This is a genomic window from Nitrospina gracilis Nb-211, from assembly GCF_021845525.1.
Taxonomy (GTDB): domain Bacteria; phylum Nitrospinota; class Nitrospinia; order Nitrospinales; family Nitrospinaceae; genus Nitrospina; species Nitrospina gracilis_A.
Genome location: NZ_JAKJKD010000001.1, coordinates 1,038,878 through 1,061,397, shown reverse-complemented (window position 1 = coordinate 1,061,397; position 22,520 = coordinate 1,038,878). Strand labels below are relative to the sequence as shown.

24 protein-coding genes are annotated in these 22,520 nt (G+C 59.5%); 15 read left to right on the top strand and 9 right to left on the bottom strand.

All coding sequences use genetic code 11. From position 1 onward, the window contains the following. Window positions 1-163 precede the first annotated feature (163 nt). The 15 genes from J2S31_RS04990 (at window position 164) to J2S31_RS04920 (ending at window position 13,485) form a co-directional block, all read left to right on the top strand. The gene (locus J2S31_RS04990) at window positions 164-847 is read left to right on the top strand and encodes a succinate dehydrogenase (RefSeq protein WP_237097965.1); all 684 of its coding nucleotides are present in this window, start codon (window positions 164-166) and stop codon (window positions 845-847) included. Continuing rightward, on the top strand, window positions 847-2,787 hold the full coding sequence (gene sdhA / locus J2S31_RS04985) for a succinate dehydrogenase flavoprotein subunit (RefSeq protein ID WP_237097964.1): 1,941 nt from the start codon (window positions 847-849) through the stop codon (window positions 2,785-2,787). The genes J2S31_RS04990 and sdhA overlap by 1 nt, the downstream gene beginning before the upstream one ends. An 11-nt stretch (window positions 2,788-2,798) precedes the next feature. After that, the gene (gene sdhB / locus J2S31_RS04980) at window positions 2,799-3,551 is read left to right on the top strand and encodes a succinate dehydrogenase iron-sulfur subunit (protein ID WP_237097963.1); all 753 of its coding nucleotides are present in this window, start codon (window positions 2,799-2,801) and stop codon (window positions 3,549-3,551) included. Between the two features lie 130 nt (window positions 3,552-3,681). After that, window positions 3,682-4,563 (top strand): 4-hydroxy-3-methylbut-2-enyl diphosphate reductase, encoded by an 882-nt coding sequence (gene ispH / locus J2S31_RS04975; RefSeq protein WP_237097962.1) that lies wholly within the window; start codon window positions 3,682-3,684, stop codon window positions 4,561-4,563. Between the two features lie 61 nt (window positions 4,564-4,624). Further along, window positions 4,625-5,740 (top strand): squalene/phytoene synthase family protein, encoded by a 1,116-nt coding sequence (locus J2S31_RS04970; protein WP_237097961.1) that lies wholly within the window; start codon window positions 4,625-4,627, stop codon window positions 5,738-5,740. A gap of 4 nt (window positions 5,741-5,744) precedes the next feature. Then, window positions 5,745-6,191, top strand: a complete 447-nt coding sequence (locus tag J2S31_RS04965) for an Lcl C-terminal domain-containing protein (protein WP_237097960.1) — start codon at window positions 5,745-5,747, stop codon at window positions 6,189-6,191. Window positions 6,192-6,260: 69 nt separating this feature from the next. Further along, a complete protein-coding gene (locus tag J2S31_RS04960) occupies window positions 6,261-6,713 on the top strand; it encodes a hypothetical protein (protein ID WP_237097959.1) in 453 nt (150 codons plus the stop codon). A gap of 28 nt (window positions 6,714-6,741) precedes the next feature. Continuing rightward, entirely contained in the window at window positions 6,742-7,149 is a 408-nt protein-coding gene (locus tag J2S31_RS04955) for a CopD family protein (protein ID WP_237097958.1), read from the top strand. A gap of 15 nt (window positions 7,150-7,164) precedes the next feature. Beyond that, complete coding sequence (locus J2S31_RS04950; RefSeq protein ID WP_005005565.1) at window positions 7,165-7,314, top strand: hypothetical protein; 150 nt, start codon at window positions 7,165-7,167, stop codon at window positions 7,312-7,314. 13 nt (window positions 7,315-7,327) lie between these two features. Beyond that, complete coding sequence (locus J2S31_RS04945) at window positions 7,328-7,930, top strand: uracil-DNA glycosylase (RefSeq protein ID WP_237097957.1); 603 nt, start codon at window positions 7,328-7,330, stop codon at window positions 7,928-7,930. A 109-nt stretch (window positions 7,931-8,039) separates the two neighbouring features. After that, a complete protein-coding gene (locus J2S31_RS04940) occupies window positions 8,040-8,354 on the top strand; it encodes a hypothetical protein (RefSeq protein WP_237097956.1) in 315 nt (104 codons plus the stop codon). A 1-nt stretch (window position 8,355) separates the two neighbouring features. Beyond that, window positions 8,356-9,303 (top strand): aldo/keto reductase, encoded by a 948-nt coding sequence (locus J2S31_RS04935; RefSeq protein ID WP_237097955.1) that lies wholly within the window; start codon window positions 8,356-8,358, stop codon window positions 9,301-9,303. Window positions 9,304-9,351: 48 nt separating this feature from the next. Further along, entirely contained in the window at window positions 9,352-9,696 is a 345-nt protein-coding gene (locus J2S31_RS04930; RefSeq protein WP_237097954.1) for a hypothetical protein, read from the top strand. Window positions 9,697-9,920: 224 nt separating this feature from the next. Beyond that, complete coding sequence (locus J2S31_RS04925; RefSeq protein WP_237097953.1) at window positions 9,921-10,385, top strand: urate hydroxylase PuuD; 465 nt, start codon at window positions 9,921-9,923, stop codon at window positions 10,383-10,385. 328 nt (window positions 10,386-10,713) lie between these two features. Further along, window positions 10,714-13,485, top strand: a complete 2,772-nt coding sequence (locus J2S31_RS04920; protein ID WP_237097952.1) for an AsmA family protein — start codon at window positions 10,714-10,716, stop codon at window positions 13,483-13,485. Between the two features lie 48 nt (window positions 13,486-13,533). Here J2S31_RS04920 and J2S31_RS04915 read toward each other — a convergent pair whose 3' ends face one another. The 9 genes from J2S31_RS04915 to J2S31_RS04875 all read right to left on the bottom strand — a co-directional run bounded on the left by J2S31_RS04915 (window position 13,534) and on the right by J2S31_RS04875 (window position 22,406). Next, complete coding sequence (locus tag J2S31_RS04915) at window positions 13,534-14,190, bottom strand: NifU family protein (RefSeq protein ID WP_237097951.1); 657 nt, start codon at window positions 14,188-14,190, stop codon at window positions 13,534-13,536. A gap of 113 nt (window positions 14,191-14,303) precedes the next feature. Then, window positions 14,304-16,007, bottom strand: coding sequence for a carbon starvation CstA family protein (locus J2S31_RS04910; protein ID WP_237097950.1), 1,704 nt, complete (start codon window positions 16,005-16,007; stop codon window positions 14,304-14,306). 68 nt (window positions 16,008-16,075) lie between these two features. Then, a complete protein-coding gene (locus J2S31_RS04905; protein ID WP_237097949.1) occupies window positions 16,076-16,369 on the bottom strand; it encodes a CC/Se motif family (seleno)protein in 294 nt (97 codons plus the stop codon). Between the two features lie 21 nt (window positions 16,370-16,390). Beyond that, window positions 16,391-17,677, bottom strand: a complete 1,287-nt coding sequence (locus J2S31_RS04900) for an adenylosuccinate synthase (protein WP_237097948.1) — start codon at window positions 17,675-17,677, stop codon at window positions 16,391-16,393. A 149-nt stretch (window positions 17,678-17,826) separates the two neighbouring features. Beyond that, a complete protein-coding gene (locus tag J2S31_RS04895) occupies window positions 17,827-18,237 on the bottom strand; it encodes a YkgJ family cysteine cluster protein (RefSeq protein ID WP_237097947.1) in 411 nt (136 codons plus the stop codon). A gap of 2 nt (window positions 18,238-18,239) precedes the next feature. Further along, on the bottom strand, window positions 18,240-19,394 hold the full coding sequence (gene proB / locus J2S31_RS04890) for a glutamate 5-kinase (RefSeq protein ID WP_371831644.1): 1,155 nt from the start codon (window positions 19,392-19,394) through the stop codon (window positions 18,240-18,242). A 117-nt stretch (window positions 19,395-19,511) separates the two neighbouring features. Next, entirely contained in the window at window positions 19,512-20,177 is a 666-nt protein-coding gene (locus J2S31_RS04885; protein WP_237097945.1) for an ankyrin repeat domain-containing protein, read from the bottom strand. After that, entirely contained in the window at window positions 20,174-21,037 is an 864-nt protein-coding gene (locus tag J2S31_RS04880; protein WP_237097944.1) for an alpha/beta hydrolase, read from the bottom strand. The genes J2S31_RS04885 and J2S31_RS04880 overlap by 4 nt, the downstream gene beginning before the upstream one ends. A 7-nt stretch (window positions 21,038-21,044) precedes the next feature. Next, window positions 21,045-22,406: an NfeD family protein gene (locus J2S31_RS04875; RefSeq protein WP_237097943.1), complete on the bottom strand. Its 1,362-nt coding sequence runs from the start codon at window positions 22,404-22,406 to the stop codon at window positions 21,045-21,047. Between the last annotated feature and the right edge of the window lie 114 nt (window positions 22,407-22,520).

Genomic DNA, 22,520 nt, shown 5'->3' with positions numbered 1-22,520 from the left:
GTTCCCCTGCACCCCCCAATCGCGTAAAATAAAAAGCATGACCCGTTTCTGCGGGTTTGTTTGCCGGAAGGAGCGCGCCCTGTAATCCACACCGGCGCGCCCCCATGACCGACAATCCGGGCAAGAGCGCGGCGGTTCCAATCTTCTTCACGTGGACGAAACCATGGGCGCGATCCAGCGAGACCAGGCGCATTTTCTCCTGCTGAAAATCCACTCCCTCACCGGCCTCATTCCCATCGGCATCTTTCTTGTCTTTCATCTTGCGATCAACAGCCTGCGCACCGTCGGCGTGTTTCCCTACCAGATCAGCATCGACGTCATCAACAACCTGCCGTTTCTGATCTGGATCGAAATCTTCGTGCTCTACGTGCCCATCCTGTTTCATTCGGTGATGGGCTTCTACCTGACTTCCGTTGCCAAGTACAACTTCCTGCGCTACCGCTACCCGCGCAACTGGATGTACACCCTGCAACGGCTGACCGGCGGCATCGTCTTCGTATTCCTGATTTACCACATGGGCACCACCGTCGCGCCGAAACTGTGGTACGGCCACAACGAATTCCAGGCGGCACCGTTTCTGATCGGCGTCATGAATGACGAATTTCAGACGTGGACCGGACGCATCATCTACCTCATTGGCATCGTCTCGGCGACGTTTCACTTCGGCAATGGATTGTGGGGATTCTGCATTTCGTGGGGCATCATCGTCGGTCCCAAAGCGCAGAGAAACGCGGGCATCGCGTTTCTTCTGATCGGGCTGGGGCTGACGGTGCTCGGGCTGGCCACGGTGGTTGAGTTTTCACTGAACCCGGTTCCCGTGGAACCCACCAAAGTGGGAGACCTGTGATGCCAAAACGGCAGGCGACATTCATCGTCATCGGCGGGGGGCTCGCGGGATTGTCGCTCACCATGAAACTGTGTGAGAACAACGCCCAGGTCCTGCTGGTGTCGTACCAGCCGGTCAAGCGCTCGCACTCGGTGTGCGCGCAGGGCGGCATCAACGCCGCCATCAACTCCAAGGGCGAGGGCGACTCGCCGGACATCCATTTCTACGACACGGTCAAGGGCGGCGATTTCCTGGCGCACCAGCCGCTGGTGCGGGATATGTGCTTTCAGGCCCCAGCCATCATTCATCTGATGGACCGCATGGGCGTCACCTTCAACCGCACGCCGGAAGGACATCTCGATTTCCGCCGCTTCGGCGGCACCCTGTACAACCGCACCGCGTTTTCCGGTTCCACCACCGGCCAGCAACTCCTCTACGCATTGGACGAGCAGGTGCGGCGCTACGAAGCCGACGGACGGGTGAAAAAACTCGAATGGCACGAGTACCTGGGCGCGGTCATCGATGAAGGCGGCGTCTGCCGAGGCGCGGTGATCCACGACCTGCACACCTCGGAAATTTTCACGCTGGCGGGCGACGGCGTGGTGCTGGCCACCGGCGGCCCGACGCAGGTGTACGGCAAATCCACCGGCTCCACCGTGTGCAATGGCGCGGCGGCAATGTCCGCTTACCTCCAGGGCGCGCGCTACGCCAACGGCGAGTTCATCCAGATCCACCCCACCGCCATTCCCGGACAGGACAAACTGCGGCTGATGAGCGAGTCGGCGCGCGGCGAAGGCGGGCGCATCTGGGTGCCGCGCAAGGCCGGCGACACGCGCAACCCGCTCGACATCCCGGAGGCGGAACGCTATTACTTCCTCGAAGAGAACCATCCCCTGTTCGGCAACCTGGTGCCGCGCGACGTCGCCTCGCGCGAAATCTACGACGTCTGCATCAACCAGGGACTGGGTGTCGGCGGCGATCAGATGGTGTATCTCGACCTCACCCATCACACCGAGGAATATCTCAACGAGCGGCTGGGCGGCATCCTCGAAATTTACGAAAAGTTCACCGGCGACGATCCACACAAGGTGCCGATGAAAATCTTCCCCGCCGTGCACTACTCGATGGGCGGCATCTGGACGGATTACGAGGACGACGGCCACGGCATGATCGACCACCGCTCGCCGCGCAACCAGATGACCAACATCCGCGGCCTGTACGCGGCGGGCGAGGCAGATTACCAGTTCCACGGCGCCAACCGCCTGGGTGCGAACTCTCTCTTGAGTTGCATCTACACCGGATTGATGATGGGGCCGGGCATGATCCAGTACAGCAAAAACCTCGACGTGCCCCACGAGGACGTGCCGTCGCGGATATACGAGGACGCGCGCAATCAGTGGCAATCGCGCTTTGAAGACATCAAACGCATGAACGGCAAGGAAAACCCGCACCTCCTGCAGAAGGAACTGGGCGACATCCTGATGAAAAACGTGCTGATCGTGCGCGAAAACCAGAAACTGGAAAAGGCGCTGACCCTGATCCATGACATCCAGACCCGCTTCCGCGACGTCAAGTGCCTGGATACCACGCACTGGTCCAACCCCGTGCCGAGCTTCATCAATCAACTGCATTGCATGATTCACCTGGCGAAGATCATCACCATCGGCGCGCTCCAGCGCAACGAGTTCCGCGGAGCACACTACAAGCCGGAGTTCGACCTGAAACAGCCGGACAACTTCGATCCGCACGAATACGTCGATTACCTGGAAAAAAGCCAGTATGGCGAGGTGGAAGAAAATGAATTCCAGCCGGGGCACATGGAATACATGAAACGCTTCGAGGCGAACAACAAAAAGTGGCTGAAAACCACCATTGCGGAATACAAGGACGGGGAACCCGCAATCCATTACGAAGACGTGGACACCCGCCTCATCACCCCCCGTCCGCGCAAATACGAGTGAGGCCGCAGATCATGAGCGACAAGAAAACGGTTCGACTGAAAATCAAACGGCAGGACGCTCCGGATTCCAAATCCTACTGGCAGGAGTTCGAAGTGCCCGACCGCGAAAACGCCAACGTGATCTCCTGTCTGATGGACATCCAAAGACACCCCGTCACCGCCGACGGCCGGACGGTGACGCCGGTGGTCTGGGAGTGCAACTGCCTGGAGGAGGTGTGCGGCTCGTGCACCATGAACATCAACGGCCACGTGCGCCAGTCCTGCACGGCGCTGGTGCATCAATTGGAACAGCCCATCGTGCTGGAGCCGATGAAAAAGTTTCCCGTCGTGCGGGACCTGGCGGTGGACCGCTCCCGCATGTTCGAAAACCTGAAGAAAGTGCACGCGTGGATCACCATCGACGGCAGTCACGACATCGGCGAGGGCCCGGTGATTTCCGAAAAACAACGCAACGCCGCCTATGCGCTTTCCGAGTGCATGACCTGCGGCTGTTGCCTGGAGGCCTGCCCGCAGTTCGCGCTGGACAACGACTTCATGGGGGCCTCGACCTTCAGCCAGGTGCGGCTGTTCAACATGCACCCCACCGGCGCCATGGAGAAGGAAGAACGGTTGGAGGCGGTCATGGGCAAAGGCGGCATCGCCGACTGCGGCAATGCCCAGGTCTGCGTGGAAGTCTGCCCCAAACGCATCCCGCTGACCGAAAGCATCGCTGAAATCGGGCGTCAAACCACCTGGCAACTGGTCAAGAACCTTATTTTTAAGTGATTCCGCCGGGAATGGCGGGGCCGATTTTTATTCCAAACCCGGTGGCATTCTGTTATGCTTTTGAACTTAAATCATTAGCGAAAAACCCGTTTCGGGTAATCACTCCATATATTCAGAATAAGGACGGACGATGAAAGTATCCCTCGCAAGTGCGCTCGGCACCTGTTTCGGCGTCAAGGACGCCATCAACCTGGCGATGGAACCACAGTTCAAATCCGACCTCACCATCGTGGGTCAGTTGGTCCACAACCGTCAGGTGAATGAATCGTTGAAACGCAACGGTGTCGATCTGGTCAACGGCATCGATGATTTGAATAAGATCAAAACCAAGAAAGTGATGATCACCGCCCACGGCGCCGCCGAGAAAATGAAAGAAGCGCTGGTGAATGCCGGACACATTGTTTACGACGCGAGTTGCCCATTGGTCATGCGCGTGCACAAGACCGTCAAAAGCATGGTCGAGCAGAACTACTTCCCCGTTGTCATCGGACAGGAAGAGCACGTGGAGGTGAAGGGCATCGTCGGCGATCTGGACGATTACATCGTCATCAACAACGAAGAGGATCTCGAAAAACTGCGCGCCGCGCCCACCAAGCGGTTCGGCATTGTCAGCCAGACCACCCAGCAGATGGAGAAGGTGGAAAACCTGGTGCGCAAAATCCGCGAGATGGACTGCGTGGAAGACGTTGCCTTCGTCAACACCATCTGCCAGCCGACGCGCGACCGCCAGATTGCGGTGCGGGACCTGGCCGACCAGGTGGACCTGATGATCGTCATTGGCGGCTACAACTCATCCAACACCAAGAAGCTGGTGCAGGTGTGCGACGAGAAAAACGTCGAAGCGCATCACATCGAAGCCGCAACCCAGCTGGACCGCAGTTGGTTCACCAACAAAAACCACGTGGGTATCACCGCCGGCACCAGCACCCCGGAATACGTGATCAACGAAGTCCACACCGCCATTCTGAAAATCGCACAGGATATGGAAGAAATGCCTCAGGCCGCACACTAGGCCTGTTGACTTCATTCCGGAGGGTTACCCCACATGACGGGTCCCGTACTTTGGATAAAACATGCAGGATTGGGAATATTGCAGACAGATGTTGCCGAAGGTCAGCCGCACCTTCGCGCTCAATATCGCCGTTCTCAAGGATAACCTGTATCGCAGTATCCTGACCGCCTACCTGTTCTGCCGCATCGTCGATACCGTGGAAGACGCGGCGGAGCTCGACCCCAGAATCAAAATCCGCCTCCTGCAGGAGTTCTCGCACATCATCGAGGACCCGGATTACCGTGCCAGCAACCTGGCCCGGTGGGTGGAAGAGTGCCGCGCCGTGGACGGCTCGGAAAACGACCTCGACCTCCTGCTCAACACGCCGCGCGTGTTCAACGTGTTCGACTCGTTGCGCGTCAACCACCGCGAACAGATCATCCCTTCGGTTTCGCGCATGGCGCGGGGCATGGCCTACTTCCAGCAGAAGTTTTCGTACAACGAAATCACCCTGCTCGAAGACGAGCACGAGCTGGAGGAATACTGCTATTTCGTCGCCGGGCTGGTGGGAGAAATGCTGTGCAACCTGTTTTTCCAGGAAATCCCGCATCTGTCACCGAAGGCCAAAGAGACCATGCAACGCACCGCCGTCTCCTTCGGCCTCGGGTTGCAGATGACGAACATCTCGAAAGACATCATCGTCGACCGCGGCCGGGGCTGGTCGTACATTCCGCGTTCGTACATCACCGGTCAGGGCCTGACGGTGGAGGAGTTCAACGCCGGTACTTCCATCAACCGGAACCTCGAGGTCATGGAGCGGCTCCTGCACAAGACGCTGGGGCACCTGGAGGACGCACTCAGGTTCACCCTCGCCATTCCGCGAAGCGAGACGCGCATCCGCCTGTTCTGCATCTGGCCGTTGTGGATGGCCATGGAGACCGTGGCCGTTCTGCACAACAACAAGGCATTGCTGAACTCCGACGATCCGGTTAAAATTTCAAGATCTACAGTACGCCGCATCCTGCGCCGAACGCGTTGGCTGTGTTATTCCGACCTCCTGCTGAAGTGGTCATTCGGAGACATCAAAAAGCGGGCGCAGTTGAAGAACCCGCCCCGATTCGACCTCGATGCCCTGAACCAGCGACTGAACAGGATTTCCCTGGACTCCCTGGGCAACGAAACCGCACTCTCTCACTGAAACCATGAGCGACAAACAACGATTCATCGACAACGGCAACGGCACCATCAAGGACACCCTGCACGATCTCTTGTGGGCGAAGGAAGATTCCTGGCAGGCGGAGCAGAAATGGCTGACCTGGGACGAAGCTTTGGAATACTGTAAAAAACTGACGACGAACAAATTCGCCGGTTACGACGAATGGCGGCTACCGGAAGTCGAGGAATGCAAATCCCTGATGGAACCCGATCCGGTAAACCGCGACAAATACGATCACGAAATTCACCTGAATCCCGTCTTCCCCGCCGGCCCCCTGCCCTACATGTGGACCAAGGACGGCATCGGGCAGGACGGCTACCTGGTGGACCTGAGAAACGGCGAGACGCGCCTGCTCTACAAAAGCAAAAGCGGAAGGATGGCGACGCGCCCCGTCCGCGGCAAACCGTTCAGCGACCGCAAGCCAAATCCCTGAACGCGGCCACAAACCCTTAACCGGCCCGGCATCTGTTTTGGAGACGCGGGCGGCTGGAAAGCCATAACAATGACCAAAAATCAACTTTATACAATTGCAGGAACCATCTGGGGGCTGGTCGGCCTGTTCTTGCTGGTGCGCGGCATCGGCATGTATTTCCTCGCCATCGAAACCCAGGGTTCGTCCCAGCAGGCGGTGTTCATTTCACTCGGCGCGGCGCTTTTGATCGGCGGGGTCAAGGGCAAATTCGTACTCACCAAAACCGCGCGCCGCAACAAGGACCGCATCGACAACCTCGAGCCCCCGCTCAAGGTCCACCACGTGTACGCCAAACCGTTTTATATTTTCATCGCGGTGATGATGGGCGTCGGCTTCATGCTCCGCGCATGGAACGAGCTCCTGGGCGGTTACGTGGTGGTGGCGGCGATTTACTGCGGCATCGGCATGGCCCTCATGGTTTCCAGCCTCGTTTACTGGAAAGCCGGACCGCCGGACAAATCCGCGGTGCAGAACACCCCCTGACCCAAATACACGAACCGGTTTCGAGTCCATGAAAAACTTCTTTCTGACGCTCCATATGATTTCCATGTGCCTCGTGGTAGGCACGCTGTTTTTACAGTCGCTCACCGTCGTGTTCCGCCTGCGTCTGAAAGCCGCTGAAGAACGCGAAGGCCTGCGCAAAACCCAGAAGCGCATCCATAAATTCATCTACTACCCCATCCTCGGCGTCACCATCCTGTCCGGCATCTATCTCGCCGTCACCACCGGCGTGTTCGACGAGTCCAAGTGGATTTATCCCAAGCTGGGACTTCTGCTGGTGCTCATCGCGCTGGGATTCCAGAACGGCGTTCAAATCAATAAAGACATGTTGCCGAAGAAATACGCTATGATGGTGCATATTGCGATTTTCCTCATTGGCGGCGGCATGATTTATTTCGCCACCGTCAAGCCGTTCTGATTTGCGTGAGCCGTCATGGATATTCTGTTCACCATTCTGGCCAGTGTGCTGTTGCTCGTCGGGTTCCTCGTCATCTGCCGCTCCAGCGACGATGACGAAGAGGACGAAACGGAAGACGAGTTGACGCACGACCCCGCCCGGCGCGACAAGACGGAAAACTCCTGACCGGGGCCACACCATGAGCGCCTCCGCCAAACGCCGCCGCTTTCTTTCGCTTTCTGGACGTGCCGCCGAATGCATTCAGTGTCCCAAACTGGCCTGCCAGCAGGCCATCCTGAGCGACCGCAACGGAAGTATCGACTCCGAAGTGGTGTTCGTAGCGGAAGCTCCCGGCCGATTCGGCGCCGCCCGCACGGGCGTGCCTTTTTCCGGTGACCAGTCCGGTAAAAATTTCGAAACCCTGCTCGCCCACATCGGCCTCACCCGCGGCGACGTGTTCATCACCAACGCAGTGCTGTGCAATCCCCTGGAGAACGGCAACAACCGCCGGCCCACGACGCAAGAAATCGACACCTGCGCCGCGTTTTTGAAAGAAACGCTGGAAGTGATCCGGCCGCGCGTGGTGGTGACCCTGGGCACCGTGGGGCTCGAGGCCATCAACCGGCTGATGGGCACCCGGTTCAAGCTGGCGGACATCCTTGCCAGGCCGCAAGATATGGACGCATTCACCCTGCTGGCGCTGTACCACCCGAGTCCGCGCGTGGTCAACTGGCGACGGCCGCTTTCTCTGCAGAAACGGGATTTCGGCCAGATCCGCCGCCTGCTCGCAAAGCCCGCCTGATTCGCAAAGAATCGCCTCAAACGACACATTCGGGCCCTTGACCCGCCACCCCCGCGATTTTATGTAATGGACATGAAGGCAATGGAGCCTCAATTCAGAAGGAGGGCGTATGTTCAACCGGACTCATCAGCCAAAAGATTTGTTCACCGAAGGTTACAATTCACTACAGTGGTCGGTGTTGATTTTTGGTGCGGCATTGATTACGCTTGCGGTCCTGATCTTCCTGTACCCGGCGCTGTTGGGATTCCTGTTCGCCACGCTGATCCTGTTTATCGGCATCGCGGCAGTGATTGGTGGGTACCGCCTGTACCGCTTCAAGAAGCACCTGGAGAAAGTGGAAAAGGAAGGTGAACCCTTCGCCGCGACCATCAAGACGGAAGGTCCTCATTACCGCTACCGCAGTTTCACCATGATCGTGAGGTAACATGCGCGCTGTCTCCGTAAAGGGACTGGACACACCCTGGAGCGTGATCACCTTCGGATGCTGGCAGATCGCCCCCAGCGGCGGCTGGGGGGACTACGCCACACCGGAAGAAGCGGACGCGTCTGTAAAAGCCGCACTGGAGGGAGGCATCACCGCTTTCGACACCGCCGAGGGCTACGGCGATGGCGAGTCCGAACGCCGCCTGGGCAAAGCCCTCGGCAGTAAAAAGAACGACGTCCTCATCATTTCCAAAATCTGGCCGGATGCCGATCTCACCCGCGCCGCGTATGAGGAACGGCTGGACGGAACTCTGAAAGCACTGGACCGGGATTACGTGGATGTGTACCTGGTCCACTGGCCCGGCACGTACTTCAATTCCCCGGACAAATCGCGCAAGTTGTGCGAGATCATGCACGCGCTCAAGGAAAGCGGCAAGGCCCGCACCGTGGGGCTCTCCAATTTCGATGCCACCGACCTGCAACTTCTGGGCGACCGCGCCAGTGCGTTCACCATCAACCAAATCCCTTACAATTTACTGCAACGCGAATACGAAGGCCGGACGCTGGACGCCTGCAAGCAGAACAAGATCGGCTACATGATCTATTCCCCGACGGCGCGCGGACTGCTGGCGGGGCGCATCGATGACGCCGCGCGGAAAGCGCCGACACGGCAGGAATATTATCTGTACCAAGAGCCGTATTTTTCGAACTCCAAACCCGTGCGCGAGGAGGTCGAAGCCATCGCCGAAGAGTTGAGCACCGCTCCTGTCAACGTGAGCCTCGCCTGGGTGCTGGCGCAGGACAACGTGGTGACGGCGGTCGTCGGCTCCAAGAAACCCGGACAGATCCGCGAGTTCGCCCAGGCGGGCGATCTCATTTTATCGCCCGGCCACATCCAGCGGCTGACGGAAGCGAGCGGCCGTTTTCACGCCGCCGGCAAAACGGCCTGATCCGACTCCACTGAGCGTCCCTCCTCCGAGGGGAGAAAGTCTGACACCATGACCGAAGAATGGACCGATCCGCCGGAAAGCGAGGGCATCACCCGCGGACCGGAAGAAGCGCTGGAACGGGAGGTCGCACGGTCGAAAGCGTTGAAGGTGGAACGCCTGCAACTGCGGGACCGGGTAGCGACCCTGCAAAAGGAAGTCGATCGGTTGACGCTGGAAAACCGCCGCCTGAAGGAAATTCAGGGGCGCACACAAGGTGCGGCCCAAACGCCACCCACGCCTGCCACGCCAGCCGCCGTCCCCCGGCCGATGGTGCCGCGGAGCTGGGCATGGTCCCTGCTGCTGTTCAACCTGCTTGCCTTGGGGTTGCTTTTGATCCTGCTATTGGGGCGCTGACCCGGCTCCCCACACAGGCCCCAAATGCCCGGAAATCCGTTCGGGCGCATTTTAATCTGCCCATTTTTCCCAAAATTTTCCAAAATTGATGAATCTCAACCCCTGATTTTCCATCTTACTCATTAAATTGTCTGTCCGTCCTCGTTCGGCCCAGAGCTTGATTCTTAAGAATCCGAATTTAATAAACCAACATTTACCAGGCATATATAAAGGAGGCGCATTTTATGTGGGTAGCTGAATTTTTTCACGTCGTGTTCGGGATTTTCTGGATTGGCCTGCTTTGGTTTTTTAACATCATTCAGGTTGCCAGCATGCCCCAATTGACGGAACAGGGAGCTGCCAAACCGTACACTCAGGTCGTCCTGCCGAAGGCCCTTTGGTGGTTCCGCCATATGGCGTGGTTGACGGTCGTGTCGGGAATCATTTACTACGGCGTCGGCCGTGGCCAGGTGGAAGGCATTCCCAGCATGACGATTCACATCGGCATGGTTTTGGGTATCATCATGATGATCAACGTCTGGGCGTTCATTTGGCCCAACCAGAAAAAGATCATCGCGGGCGAGCTGGAAGGTGATGCGCTGGCCAAGGCAAAAAAGACCGCTTTTGTGGCAAGCCGCACCAACGCCATCCTGTCCATCCCCATGTTGATGTGCATGATCGTCGCCAATCACGGCAGTTGGACGTTCTAAGCACCACCGTAATACAGAGAGCAAACCGGCTGAGGTTCTACGGAACCCAGCCGGTTTTTTTTATGCGCTCCACTCTCCGCAAATAACCGACGCCCGAGCCTCTAATTAAGCTGAATTCGATTTTCCCTTAGCCCAATAAGCCTTTATAATTAAAGGCATGGCCAACACACCACAGAAACCGGACGTCCCCAAAAAAGGGACCCGGGGCCGGGCTTCGGCCGGTCCCGGAAAATCCTCCCCCCACTCACCGCGAAAGCCTCAAAAGGGTTCCGGCAAGTTCATCCGGCCCCGCTTGAAGTCCCCCCGCGCGAGGCGGATGATCGGACTCGTGAAACGAATCATGCTGGGGTTGGCGGCGGCGGTGTTTCTCGGCATCCTCGTTCTCGCCGCACTGGCCTACTTCGTCGATGTTCAGTCCCTGAAAGGTCCCCTCACCCGCACCCTCACCGAGGCCACCGGCATGAAGGTGGAAATCGAAGGCCTCGCCTATAACTTCCAGGATGGATTCAGGCTGAAGGCGGATGGAGTCAGCGTGGAGTCCATGGACGGCAAGGACAAACTCGTTTCCGCCAAAAACCTGTTCGTCAACGTGTACCTGATGCCCCTGCTCGCCGGCAAGGTGGAAGTGAAAACCATCGACCTCATTCAACCCGCAATCACCATTTACCTGGATCAGGACACGGCCCCCGAAGAACAAAAACCGGATGAATCCCAGCCGGAAGCGGAAGGCACGGAAACCATGGTCAATTCCATCCGCGGCACCTTCCGTAACTTTCAACTGGCGATCGATAACATTGGCATCGAACAGGGACGCATTTACTGGATCAAGCGCAAGGGCGGCAAGGCGATCGACCAGCAGATGATGCGGATGTCCGGCATCATTCAAGTCTCCCGGCCCAGCAGTCAAAAACTGGATGTGACGTTGAGCGACCTGGATGTCCGTCTGGACAAACTGCATCTTCAAGGCGACCTTGCGGTGCATGAAGTGCTCACTCCCGGCGCTTCTCTGGACGTGGGCCTCACGTTGAACCGGTTCACGCTGGAGGAACTGCAATCCATCAATTTCTTTTTCCCGCAAGACCCGTCGAAAATCTTCAAACCCTACAACCCGCAAGGCCGGTTTGAAATGTTGCAGGCCGATATGCAGGTGCCGCTGGATGCGTTGGAAGATGGCGCCCAGTTCCAGCAACAAGCCGTAATTCAGGCGCACCTGGTAGGAAGCAATGTGTCCATCACCGCCGCCGGCCGAACCTACCCGTTCGACCACCTGGACAGCCAGGTGGTGTGGCGCCGGGGCAACCTCAACCACCACCTCGATCTCGAAATGGGGGCGGGGCACATCGAACATTCCGGCGACCTGCGGATTTCCGGCACCACCCCGGACCCGGTGCTGAACACCACCACGAAGGTGAGTCAATTGGAACTCAACCGGCTGGGCATCCCGGAAGTATCCCAATGGGGAAACGGACTGGTCACCGGCTCCCTCCAACTGCGCGGCCCCGCCACGCTGGAAGGGCTGACCCTGCACGCCTCGCTTTCGGGTGACGAATTACTGCTCACACCCGCAGACATGCAGATCGGCGTCGGACGCTGGCAGGCCGACGCGGAAATGAAAAACCGCAAACTCCACAACACCCTCAAGGCCACTGCATTCGGCGGCGAAGTTCAGCACGAAGGCGACCTCACCTTCCCCGCCGATGGAAACGAGGGGATGATGCTGGACTCGACCGTCACGGTGAATCGCATCGATGTCGCGCAACTGCCCATTCCCAAATCGGCAGGCATCGGCAAGGGCATGCTTACCGGTAAACTGACCGCCAAAGGTCCCGTCAACGATCCCGATAAACTGGCGTACGAAACCAGCCTGGTGGCCGACGACGTTCTCGTGACCATTCAGGCGCTCGACAGCATGGCTCTCCCCATCTCGCGGCTGGATGCGGACGCCACGATGCAGGGCCGAAACATCGATAGCAAAGTCAAGGCGGCGATGTTGAACGGCGAATTGATCCAGAATGGGAAAATCACTCTGCCCGCACCGGGAAACAAGAAATCGGTGGCGGAGCTCAACTCGGATTTCAAACTCCGCAAACTGGATCTGTCGCAGGCAAAATGGCCGGCAAAATGGGGCCTGGTCAAAACCGTGTTGTCGGGCGACGTGAAGGCCGTGGGACCGGCGTCCATCGACCGCATACGCTTGACCGGAAACCTGCAGGGGGAAAAAATGGTGCTGTCACCGGACAAGCACAACTTCTCTATTCAGGATGCGATGGTGAAAATCAACTCCAAGCCGCCGAAGATCCCGGTGTCACTGGGATTCAAGTTGATGAAAGTGAACGCCAAGGGCTACCCCTTCAATCGCATCACCGGCGAAATCACCCTGCTGAAGGACAAGGTGGTGCTCAACCGCTCCGCCTTCGTGCCGCCGCATGGCACGATGGGCGTCAAGGGGGTGTACAACACGGCGAAGGACAAATACGATTTCTCGTTCGGCGGCAAGGGGCTTTCCATCGAGGACTATGAAGCGAAGCACCTGAAAGGCATCGTCAAGTTCACGGGAACCCTGAAAGGGCACGTTCCGGAAAAGGGCCCGGCCACGAAGGGCATGAATGGAGACCTGAAACTGCTAGTCACAGAGGGCAGTCTCAAGGAACTGGGCGCGGTGAAAGCCATCCTCACCATCCTCAATCCCACCGCCCTGCAGAAGCTGAGCGAAAAGGGCCTGGTGTTTGACCGCATGGGCGGCACGTTCAAAATCAAACAGGGCGTGGTCCACACACCGCTGATGGGGCTGGAGGGCCAGTATCTGAAGGTGTACCTGGAAGGCACCGCCGACCTCAACACGGAAACATTCGACATGAACGGCAAGGCGTTGCCCATGGGCGACCTGGATAAAATCCTGCAAGGGGTGCCCCTGCTCGGCCGGTTTGTTGCGGGAAGCAAAACCGACGAGGGTCTGGTGGAAACCTACTTCAAGCTGGAAGGCCCGTTCAACGACCCGAAGGTGGACATGGAAGCCGCCAAATCAATTCTCGCCAAGCCCAAGCGCATTTTCGAAGCGCTGGGCGACCTCCTCACCGGCGGGGCCGTCACCGGCAAATAAAAAAAGCCTCCCGTGCGGGAGGCCTGTTTTGCGTGGGGTGGAGCGGCGTCAGACCGATTTGACCACCAGTTCGCGGTGCAACTGCTGTTTGATGAGCTTTTCGATGTGCTGGAGGGTGCCGGTCATCGACGACGGGCAGTTCTCACACGCCCCCTGGTAGTGGATGAGCACTTCGTTGCCCTCGAGACCCTGCAGGTCCACGCCGCCGCCATCCTGCGCCAGCTGACTGCGGATGGAGCGGTTCAGCACCATCTCGATGGCTTCCAGTTTCTTCTCGTAAGGCAGGCCGTGGAAATCGGACACGTCCACGTGCTCCGTCTTGCCCGCTTCCTCGCTGGGGTACACTTCCACCAGTTCGTCGATGGTGTTCCACACCTGGGTTTTCAACGGATTCCACCCCGCCGTGTCCTGCTTGGTGACGGTGACGAAATTTTTCATGATGTACACGTTCTTCACCGCCGAATTCTTGAACAGGGCCTGCCCCAGCTTGTCGTCGCCACAGTCTTCCGGCGAGGAGTACGACTTGTTGCCGGTCTCCAGAATCTGGGCGTTGAGCACAAATTGCAGAGCATTGGGATTGGGTGTTTCGCGGGTGCGGATCACTTTGAGCGCCCGATTGTTCACGGGCGTCCGTGGCCGGTCGCCGGGAACCTGACCGCCGGTTTTCTTCTCCGTCTGCCGTGCTATCACCTCGCTCAACTTCATAACGCTTCCCCTTTCAACCTGATCCGTTGATTTGGCCCATCATACATCCCCCGTTGGGGGAAAATCAACCGCCCACCGTGAGAGTGGCGCGGGAAAATTGCGCTCAACGCGGTTCAGGCTTCGCTGGTGACGGGTTCAGTACTGATTTTCCTGCCCTTCAGCGCCTGCAAACCCTCATGTCCGACAAACAACGCGAGGCCGATGAGCACCAGCGCCGCCGTTCCCAGAAACAGGTGCGGCTCCGGCGCGGTGAAAAACCGGTACGCCTGCCACGACAACGCGCCGATGGTGGTGATCACCATGAACACCGCCGGATACAGCGCATAATGAGTCGGCCGCTTGACACCGATGAGGTAGGTGGCGATGACGAACAGGGCGACGGCGGCGATCAATTGATTGGTCGCGCCGAAGATCGGCCAGATCTTCTGCCAGCCGTCGCTCGCGCCGATCACAAACGCGATGGCGATGACAGCCGCGGTGGTCACGTATTTGTTGAGGAACACGGGAACGCGCTGGCCCAGCGACTCCTGCACGATGAAGCGGGTGATGCGCACCGCCGTATCGAGGGTCGTCATGACAAACGTATTGAGCGCCAGCACCGCGATCATCGACGCCAGCGTGAATTCCAGCACCGGCAACATCTGGTGAACCACGTTGCCGTAGCCGTGACCGAAAGCGTGAATCCAGCCGCCCGTTTTCAGCGTCTCGCGGAATCCCAACTGCGCCATGTCGATGCCGCCGCCCGCGGGCGCGACCCAGTACAATCCGCCGCCCACCAGCAGAACCGTCACCACCGCCACCACGCCTTCCGTCAACATGCCGCCGTAACTGATGAGGCGGCCCTGCGATTCGCTCGACAGTTGTTTGGACACCGTGCCTCCGGCAACGAGGGAATGGAATCCCGACACCGCGCCGCACGCCACCAGCACGAACAGCATCGGCCACACCGGACCCTGCTCCTGCGAAAATCCGCCCATGTACGCGGGGGTGTTGAGTCCCGGCGCCACCCACAACAACGCCACGATACCCAGCGACATGCTCCCGAACAACACGTAGGTGGACAGGTAATCGCGCGGTTGCAGAAGAACGTGGACGGGAAGCACCGACGCCACGGCGGCGTAGATCATGAGCAGGACAAACCAGAACATCAGGGGCGACAGGCCCAGCACCGCGCCTTCCAGCGGCAGGGGCAATTTGAATCCGGCATAAATACTGGCGACCAGCGCCAGTACCGCGACGACCGACGCGCCGGCCAGGTTGCCGCCCTTTTTATAAATGAACCATCCGAAGATCATGCTGATGGGGATGATGGCGAACGTGGGAATGACCATCTCCGGTTGCGCGATCAGCGTTTTCGCCGCCACCACGCCGAACACGGCGATGACCAGCAACATCGCCAGCACGAGGAACAGCGCGAACACGGACTTGGCGCGCGAGCCCATGGTGGACTCGGCAATGTCCGCCACCGAGCGGCCGCGGTTCCGCACCGACATCATGAGCGTCAGGTAGTCGTGCACCGCACCGATGAACACGTTGCCGACCAGCACCCACAGCAACGTCAGCGCCCAGCCGAAATGGTGCATGGCGATGATGGGACCGATCACCGGCCCCGCCCCGGCGATGGAGGCGAAGTTGTGTCCGAACAGCACCATCGGCTTGCTGGGCACGTAATCGACGCCGTCGTTTTCCGTCACCGCAGGCGTGTGCGACCCCGCATCCGGGCGCACCACATCGCGGTCCAGCCGCCCGGCGTAATACCGGTAGCCGGCGAAATAGAAAAACAGGCATGCACCAATGAGGATGGTCCAGGTCAGCATGAGGCCTCAGTAAAATCCGGTCTATAAACCGAGGAAAAAACGGCTATATAAATCAACTTTATTATAAATTACAAAATGAGGTGGATGCCAGAGACTTCGATCTTTTTGAAGGGGCCGATGCCGGAGACGTACACCCGCACGGTGTCGCCGGTGTGCAGAAGCTTTGATAAATGGAGGGTGATGCCGCCCGTCTCGAAATGACGGTAACCGGTGGGATCGAACGGCGGCTGGTGCCGGATCCGCATCTCCGGCATGCGTCCGACGCAACACGGCGTTTCCAGGTCCTCGACCTCGATGGTCACGTCGGACCGGCCCCGCTCGCTCAGAAATGCGGCAACATTGTCGGCAACTTCAATCTTCATCGCCCACCTCGATGCGGACGGTTAAAACAGTGCGCCCTGCGAAATGGTGTGGTCGCGGTGCGGTCCGGTGGAGATCATCAGCATCTCCACGTCCAGCAGTTTCTGCAGACCGTCGATGTAGCGCTTGGCGTTGTCCGGCAGGTCGCTGAAGCAACGCGCGCCCGAAGTTTTCTGCTTCCAGCCCGGAAACTCCGTGTACACCGGTTCGCACTCTTCCAGCATGCGCGGACAGGCGGGCACGCTTTCCAGCACTTTCCCCTTGTGCGAGTAGCCGGTGCAGACTTTGATGGTGTCGAACTGGTCGAGCACGTCGATCTTGGTCAGCGTCACCGCGTCAATGCCGTTCAGCTCCACCGCGTACTTCGCCACCACCGCATCGAACCAGCCGCAACGCCGCGGCCGCCCGGTGGTCGAGCCGAACTCGTCGCCGCTTTTCCGCAACTGATCGCCAAACCCGTCGGTCAGCTCCGTCGGGAACGGTCCCTCGCCAACGCGCGTGGTGTAGGCTTTGATCACGCCGATGACGCGGGCGATCTTGTTGGGCGGAATGCCGAGGCCCGTGCACGCACCACCAGAGGTGGCGTTCGACGAGGTGACGAACGGATAGGTGCCGTGGTCCACGTCCAGCATGGTGCCCTGCGCGCCTTCGCACAGAACCTTGTGCCCCGCCGCGATCTCCTTGCGCAGAATGCTTTGCGTGTCGCTGATGTATTTCAGGATGACTTCACGGTAGCCGAGTAGGTCATCGTACAGTTTGTCGAACTCCGCCAGATCGCAGTCATACAGATTCTTGAGGATTTTTTTCTTTTCCTCGTAGTTGGCGCGCATGGTGTCTTTCAGAATCGCCTCGTCCATAAAATCGCACAGGCGCAGTCCGGCGCGTGCCACCTTGTCGGCGTAGGACGGGCCGATGCCGCGCCCGGTGGTGCCGATCTTGCGGTCGCCGGAGGTGCTCTCCTTGTTCTGGTCGGACACCATGTGGTACGGCAGGATGATGTTGGCGCGGTCACTGATCACCAGCTTGTCGTCGAACTCGAACCCCGCCTGCTTGAGCATGTCGATCTCCTCCACCAGCGCCTTGGGGTCGATCACCACGCCATTGCCGATGACGCACAGCTTGCCTTTATGGAAAATGCCGGACGGGATGAGATGCAGGATGAACTTCTTGTCGCCGAAGCAGATGGTATGACCGGCGTTGTGTCCGCCCTGGTAGCGGGCGACCACATCGGCTTCTTCGGAGAACAGGTCGATGATTTTTCCTTTTCCCTCATCGCCCCACTGCATACCCACCACTACGGAAACAGGCATGATTATCCCTTCATTATCGGTTTAATGGAATCGAGCACAGGCTGGCAAGGCCGGTCGTGCGGGGTTGGTCTCAGAGTTTTGACCGGGAAGTTATTATCGGTCCGCACCGGGGCAATGTCAACCGCTTTCGGGTCGGCGGGAAATGCAGGCTAGAGGCGGAAATCCCGCAGGTACTGCTTGATCTCTTTCGCCGGAACGGGCGGGCCTTCGTTGATGCCGGGACAGAACCCGCCCACCAGCGTCCAGTAGTTTTTGGAGTCGAGGTGTTCCTTCCAGAACGGGTAGGCACTGCACTGCTTCGGTTTCGCCGGGTGGATGGAACAGCCCTGCATCGTGAGGAAGGTACAGGCTTCCCCTTCCTTCACTTCCATCTCCCAGTACCCCTCGAACTTGCGCAGGCGGTACTTTTTGCGGAACTCGCTGGGGTTCAGCCCCACATAGTCCGCCGCACGGTGAACGTCGTCGGAATCGAAATACACCACGCCGGGTTTCATGCAGCACTTGAAACACCCCTGCTGGCATTCGAAGCGGACCGGTTCCTTTTCCCACCATTTCGCCATGATTAAAGTATCACCAGGTCGTCGCGGTGCACGACTTCTTCGTAGAAGTCGGTACCGACGAGGTTGCGGATCGCCGACGTTTTCATGCCCTTGATGCGGTCGAGAGCGCCGGAACTGTAATTGACGAGGCCGCGCGCGATCTCGCTTCCGTCCGATACGATGCGCACCGACGCGCCGAACTCGAACGCGCCCTCGACCTTCACCACGCCCGCCGGAAGCAGGCTTTTGCCGCGCTCGACGATGGCTTTACAGGCGCCGGCATCGACGGTCAACGTGCCCGCCGGTTTCAGCGTGTGGGCGATCCAGTGCTTGCGGTCGCGGATCTTGTTTTTTCCCGACCAGAACAGCGTGCCCACCGCCGCCCCGGCGAAGATCCTGTCCAGTATTTTACCATCCAGCCCGTTCACCACCAGCGTGGGAATGCCGAAACTCATGGTCTTTTTCGCCGCCAGCACCTTGGTGTACATGCCGCCGACGGAAAGCGGGTTCCGGCTTTTGCCCGCAAGCTGTTCGATGTCCGCCGTGATGCGGTCCACGTGCGGAATCAGCTTCGGCGCGTCCGCCGCGTTCTTGCGCGCGCGGGCGGGGTCGCCGTCGAACAGGCCGTCCACGTCCGACAGAATGACCAGCAACTGCGCCCCCGCCATGCAGGCAACGTTCGCCGACAAGGTGTCGTTGTCGCCGATCTTGATTTCATCGACCGTCACCGAATCGTTTTCGTTGACGATGGGGATGACGCCGCGCTCCAGAAGGGCCTCGATGGTGTGCTTGGCGTTCAAAAAGCGTTTGCGGTGCTCGAGGTCGTCGTGGCCGAGCAGGATCTGCGCCACCTTCAAACCCTGTTTGTCGAAAAAGTGTTCGTAGGTGCGCATGAGAAAACTCTGACCGATGGCGGCGCAGGCCTGTTTTTCCGGGATGTCGAGGGTGGAACGCACCAGGTTGAGGCGTTGGCGGCCGGCCATGATGGCGCCGGAGGAAACGAGGATGACCTCGACGCCCAAGTCGGTGATGTGTTTGATGCGCCGGGCGTAACTGCGGATGCGCTTTTCGCTGAGGCCGCGCTCGAGCGCGGTGCGGCCCGACTCGTGATCGCTGATCACGCCGCTCCCGATCTTGATCACCACGCGCTTGACCGCCTTCAGGATTTCCCGCCGCAGTTCTTTTTCCTTAGTCCCCGCCCGTGTCGCCATTCACCTGTTCCGTAAATAAAGAAAACCATAAGGAAGGCATCATAATCCATTTGCAGGAGGTGCACAAGATGAGGGAACGGAGCGTCACTCCTTCGCGCCGAGGGATTTGAGCAGGAGGCGCATCTGCGGGTCGGCGGCCAGTTGCAGGGGCGTGGTGTTCGGCTGGCGGGTGAAGGGGTCCTGTCCCCGCGCGTGGATGTCCGCTCCGTGATCCACCAGCAGGGTGACGACGCCCTGCTGTCCGCTCAAGGACGCGTAATGCAGGGGCGTCAGTTCCAGCGCGTCGCGCACGTTCACGTTCGCGCCCTTCTCGACGAACAGCTTCGCCAGGTTCTCGGTACCGAACTGCGCCACGAAATGAAGCGGCGTTTTCTGCCACGAGTTTTCTTTCAATTCCAAATCCGCGCCGTGTTCGATGAGCAGGCGCGCCATCGCCGGTTCGCCCAACTGCGTCGCCAGGTGGAGCGGCGTGAAACCCTCGCGGTCGCGCGGGTTGGCATTGGCCCCGTGATCGACAAGATACCGCACCGCCTCAAGGTGACCCCGCGCCACGGCCCAGTGCAGGGGCGTGCGGTGGAATGCGTCCTTGACGTTGATGTCCTCGCCCTGCTCGATCAGCTTGTCCATCATGCCGACCGCGCCGATCTTCGCCGCCTCGTGCAGGTGGCTGGTCGCTTCATTGCCGCAGGCGGCGAGTCCGCCCAGCATCCAGACCGCCGCCGCCATCCATACCATCCAGGTTTTTTTCATGGAGCCTGCTTGTTAGAGAGTTTCGGTTTGCTGTCCGCCAGCGCTTCATCGACAAAGCGGTGGATGCGGTCGAAGTACGCCTGCCCGCCCAGGCGGTAGGTGTTGTTGTGCCCCACGCCGGGCAGATCGTAAAACGCTTTCGGCTCCGCCGCCGCGTCGTACAGTTTGCGTCCCAGCCGGTACGGCACGACTTCGTCGTCGGTGCCGTGGATGATGAGCTTGGGGATGGTGATGTCCGGCACCTTGTCGACGGCGTTCAATTTGGAACGGATGGCCCAGCCGATGGGCAGGACGGGGAACATCGCGCCCGCCATGTCGCGCGCGTTGGTGAACGCCGCCTCCAGGATCAATCCCGCCGCCGGGTTGTGGTACGCGACGTCCGCGGCGAACGCCCCGCCCAGCGACCGGCCGAACAGGATCACCGTATCCGGCGGCACCTTGCGTTCTTTCACCAGCGTGTCGTACGCCGCCTGCGCGTCTTTCAGCAGGCCCGCCTCGTCCGGCGCGCCTTCGCTTTTGCCGTAGCCGCGGTAATCGAAGATGAACACGTTGAGGCCGAGCGGCATGAGGCGCTGGATGTTGTCCACGCGGTGCGTCAGGTTGCCCGCGTTGCCGTGAAAGAACAGCAACGTCGCGCGCGCTTCGGTGGCGGGAAAGTACCAGCCATGCAGTTTCGTACCGTCGGACGCCTTGAACCACACGTCCTCCACGGCCAGGCCGTCCGCCGCGTGCCATTCGCCTTCCGGGTAGACATGGGGGTGGTAGATGACCTTGTTCTCGCAACTGACCAGCACCACCGCGTAGAACACGAGGATGCCCAGGATTACCGCCGCCGTCTCGAAAATACGCTTTCCTTTCATGAACGCATCAACCGGATTTTTTGACCCGCACGGTGAGGCCGTCGAGCGCCTCCACCACCACCGCCTCGCCCTTGTTGATGGTGCCGTCGCACACCGCCTGCCAGATTTCGCCGTGCACCATGACCTTGCCCTTGGGGTTGAGCTTCGAATACGCCATGCCGTGCTCGCCAATGAGCCCTTCGTGCCCGCTCACCGCCTTCAGCCCGGCGGAGCGCGTGGCCAGCCACACCGCACCCGCTGTCACCAGAACCGAGACAACGAACGTCGGGATCAGGACCGTCTGCGATATCTGCATTGCCGGGTCGTCGCTGTCGATCAGCATGATCGATCCCAGTAACAGCGACACCGTGCCGCCCGCGGTCAACAGGCCGAACGTCGGCACGTTGAGTTCGACGACGAACAAAATGCCACCGAGCAGGATCAAAAGCAATCCCGCGTAGTTGATGGGCAGGGTCTGCATGGCGTAGAGGGCGAGGATCATGCTGATGCCGCCCAGGATGCCGGGCAGGATGAGGCCGGGGTTCGACAACTCAAAGTACAGCCCCACCATGCCGATCATCATCAGAATGTAGGCGACGTTGGGATTGGAGATGACGTCGAGGATCTGCTCGCGCGGTGTCATCTCGCGATGCACGATGGGTTTGTTTTTCGTATCGAGCGTCACCGTGCGCCCGTTGTCGAGTTTCACTTCGCGCCCGTCGATGGCAAGGAGCAGGGCATCGAGGCTCCCCGCAACGAGATCGATCACGCCCAGCTTCTTCGCCTCCTCGGCGGAGACGGACTGGCTCTGCCGGACGGCCTTCTCCGCCCAATAGGCGTTGCGGCCGCGTTTTTCCGCCAGCGAGCGGATATATGCCGAGGCGTCGTTGACCACCTTTTCTTCCATCGGCGAGGGCTTGTCCTGCTTGTCTTTGTCCTGGCCGCCGCCCATCATGTTGACCGGATGCGCCGCGCCGATGTTGGTGCCCGGCGCCATGGCGGCGACGTGCGAGGCGATGGTGATGAACGTGCCCGCCGAGGCGGCGCGCGATCCGCTGGGCGCGACGTAGGTCACCACCGGCACGTCGGACGCCTGAATGGCCTTGATGATCTGCCGCATGGAGGTATCGAGTCCGCCCGGCGTGTCCATCTGCAGGACCACAAGAACCGCGCCCTCGTCGTTGGCGGCCTGGATGTGCTTGCTGGTGTAATCGGCGGAAACGGGGTTGATGGCTCCTGCAATGTTGATGACCACGACCCGGCCGTGGGAGGCGTCCTGGGTGGAGGCCGAAGGCGGCACTTTCTGGTTATCGGTGTCCCCGGCAAACGCCCCGCCCGCCGCCAGCAGGAGGCCACATCCGAACACCGCCATCCATCGTTTCCAGTACATAGGGAGCACGGGATAAAGGATTGATTCCAAATATTTTTTCAAACCGCTCCGGCAAAGTCAAACCGAAAAGCCGCGTCCAAACAGGCCAAACGAGGGACTGGGAAATTTGGTTCA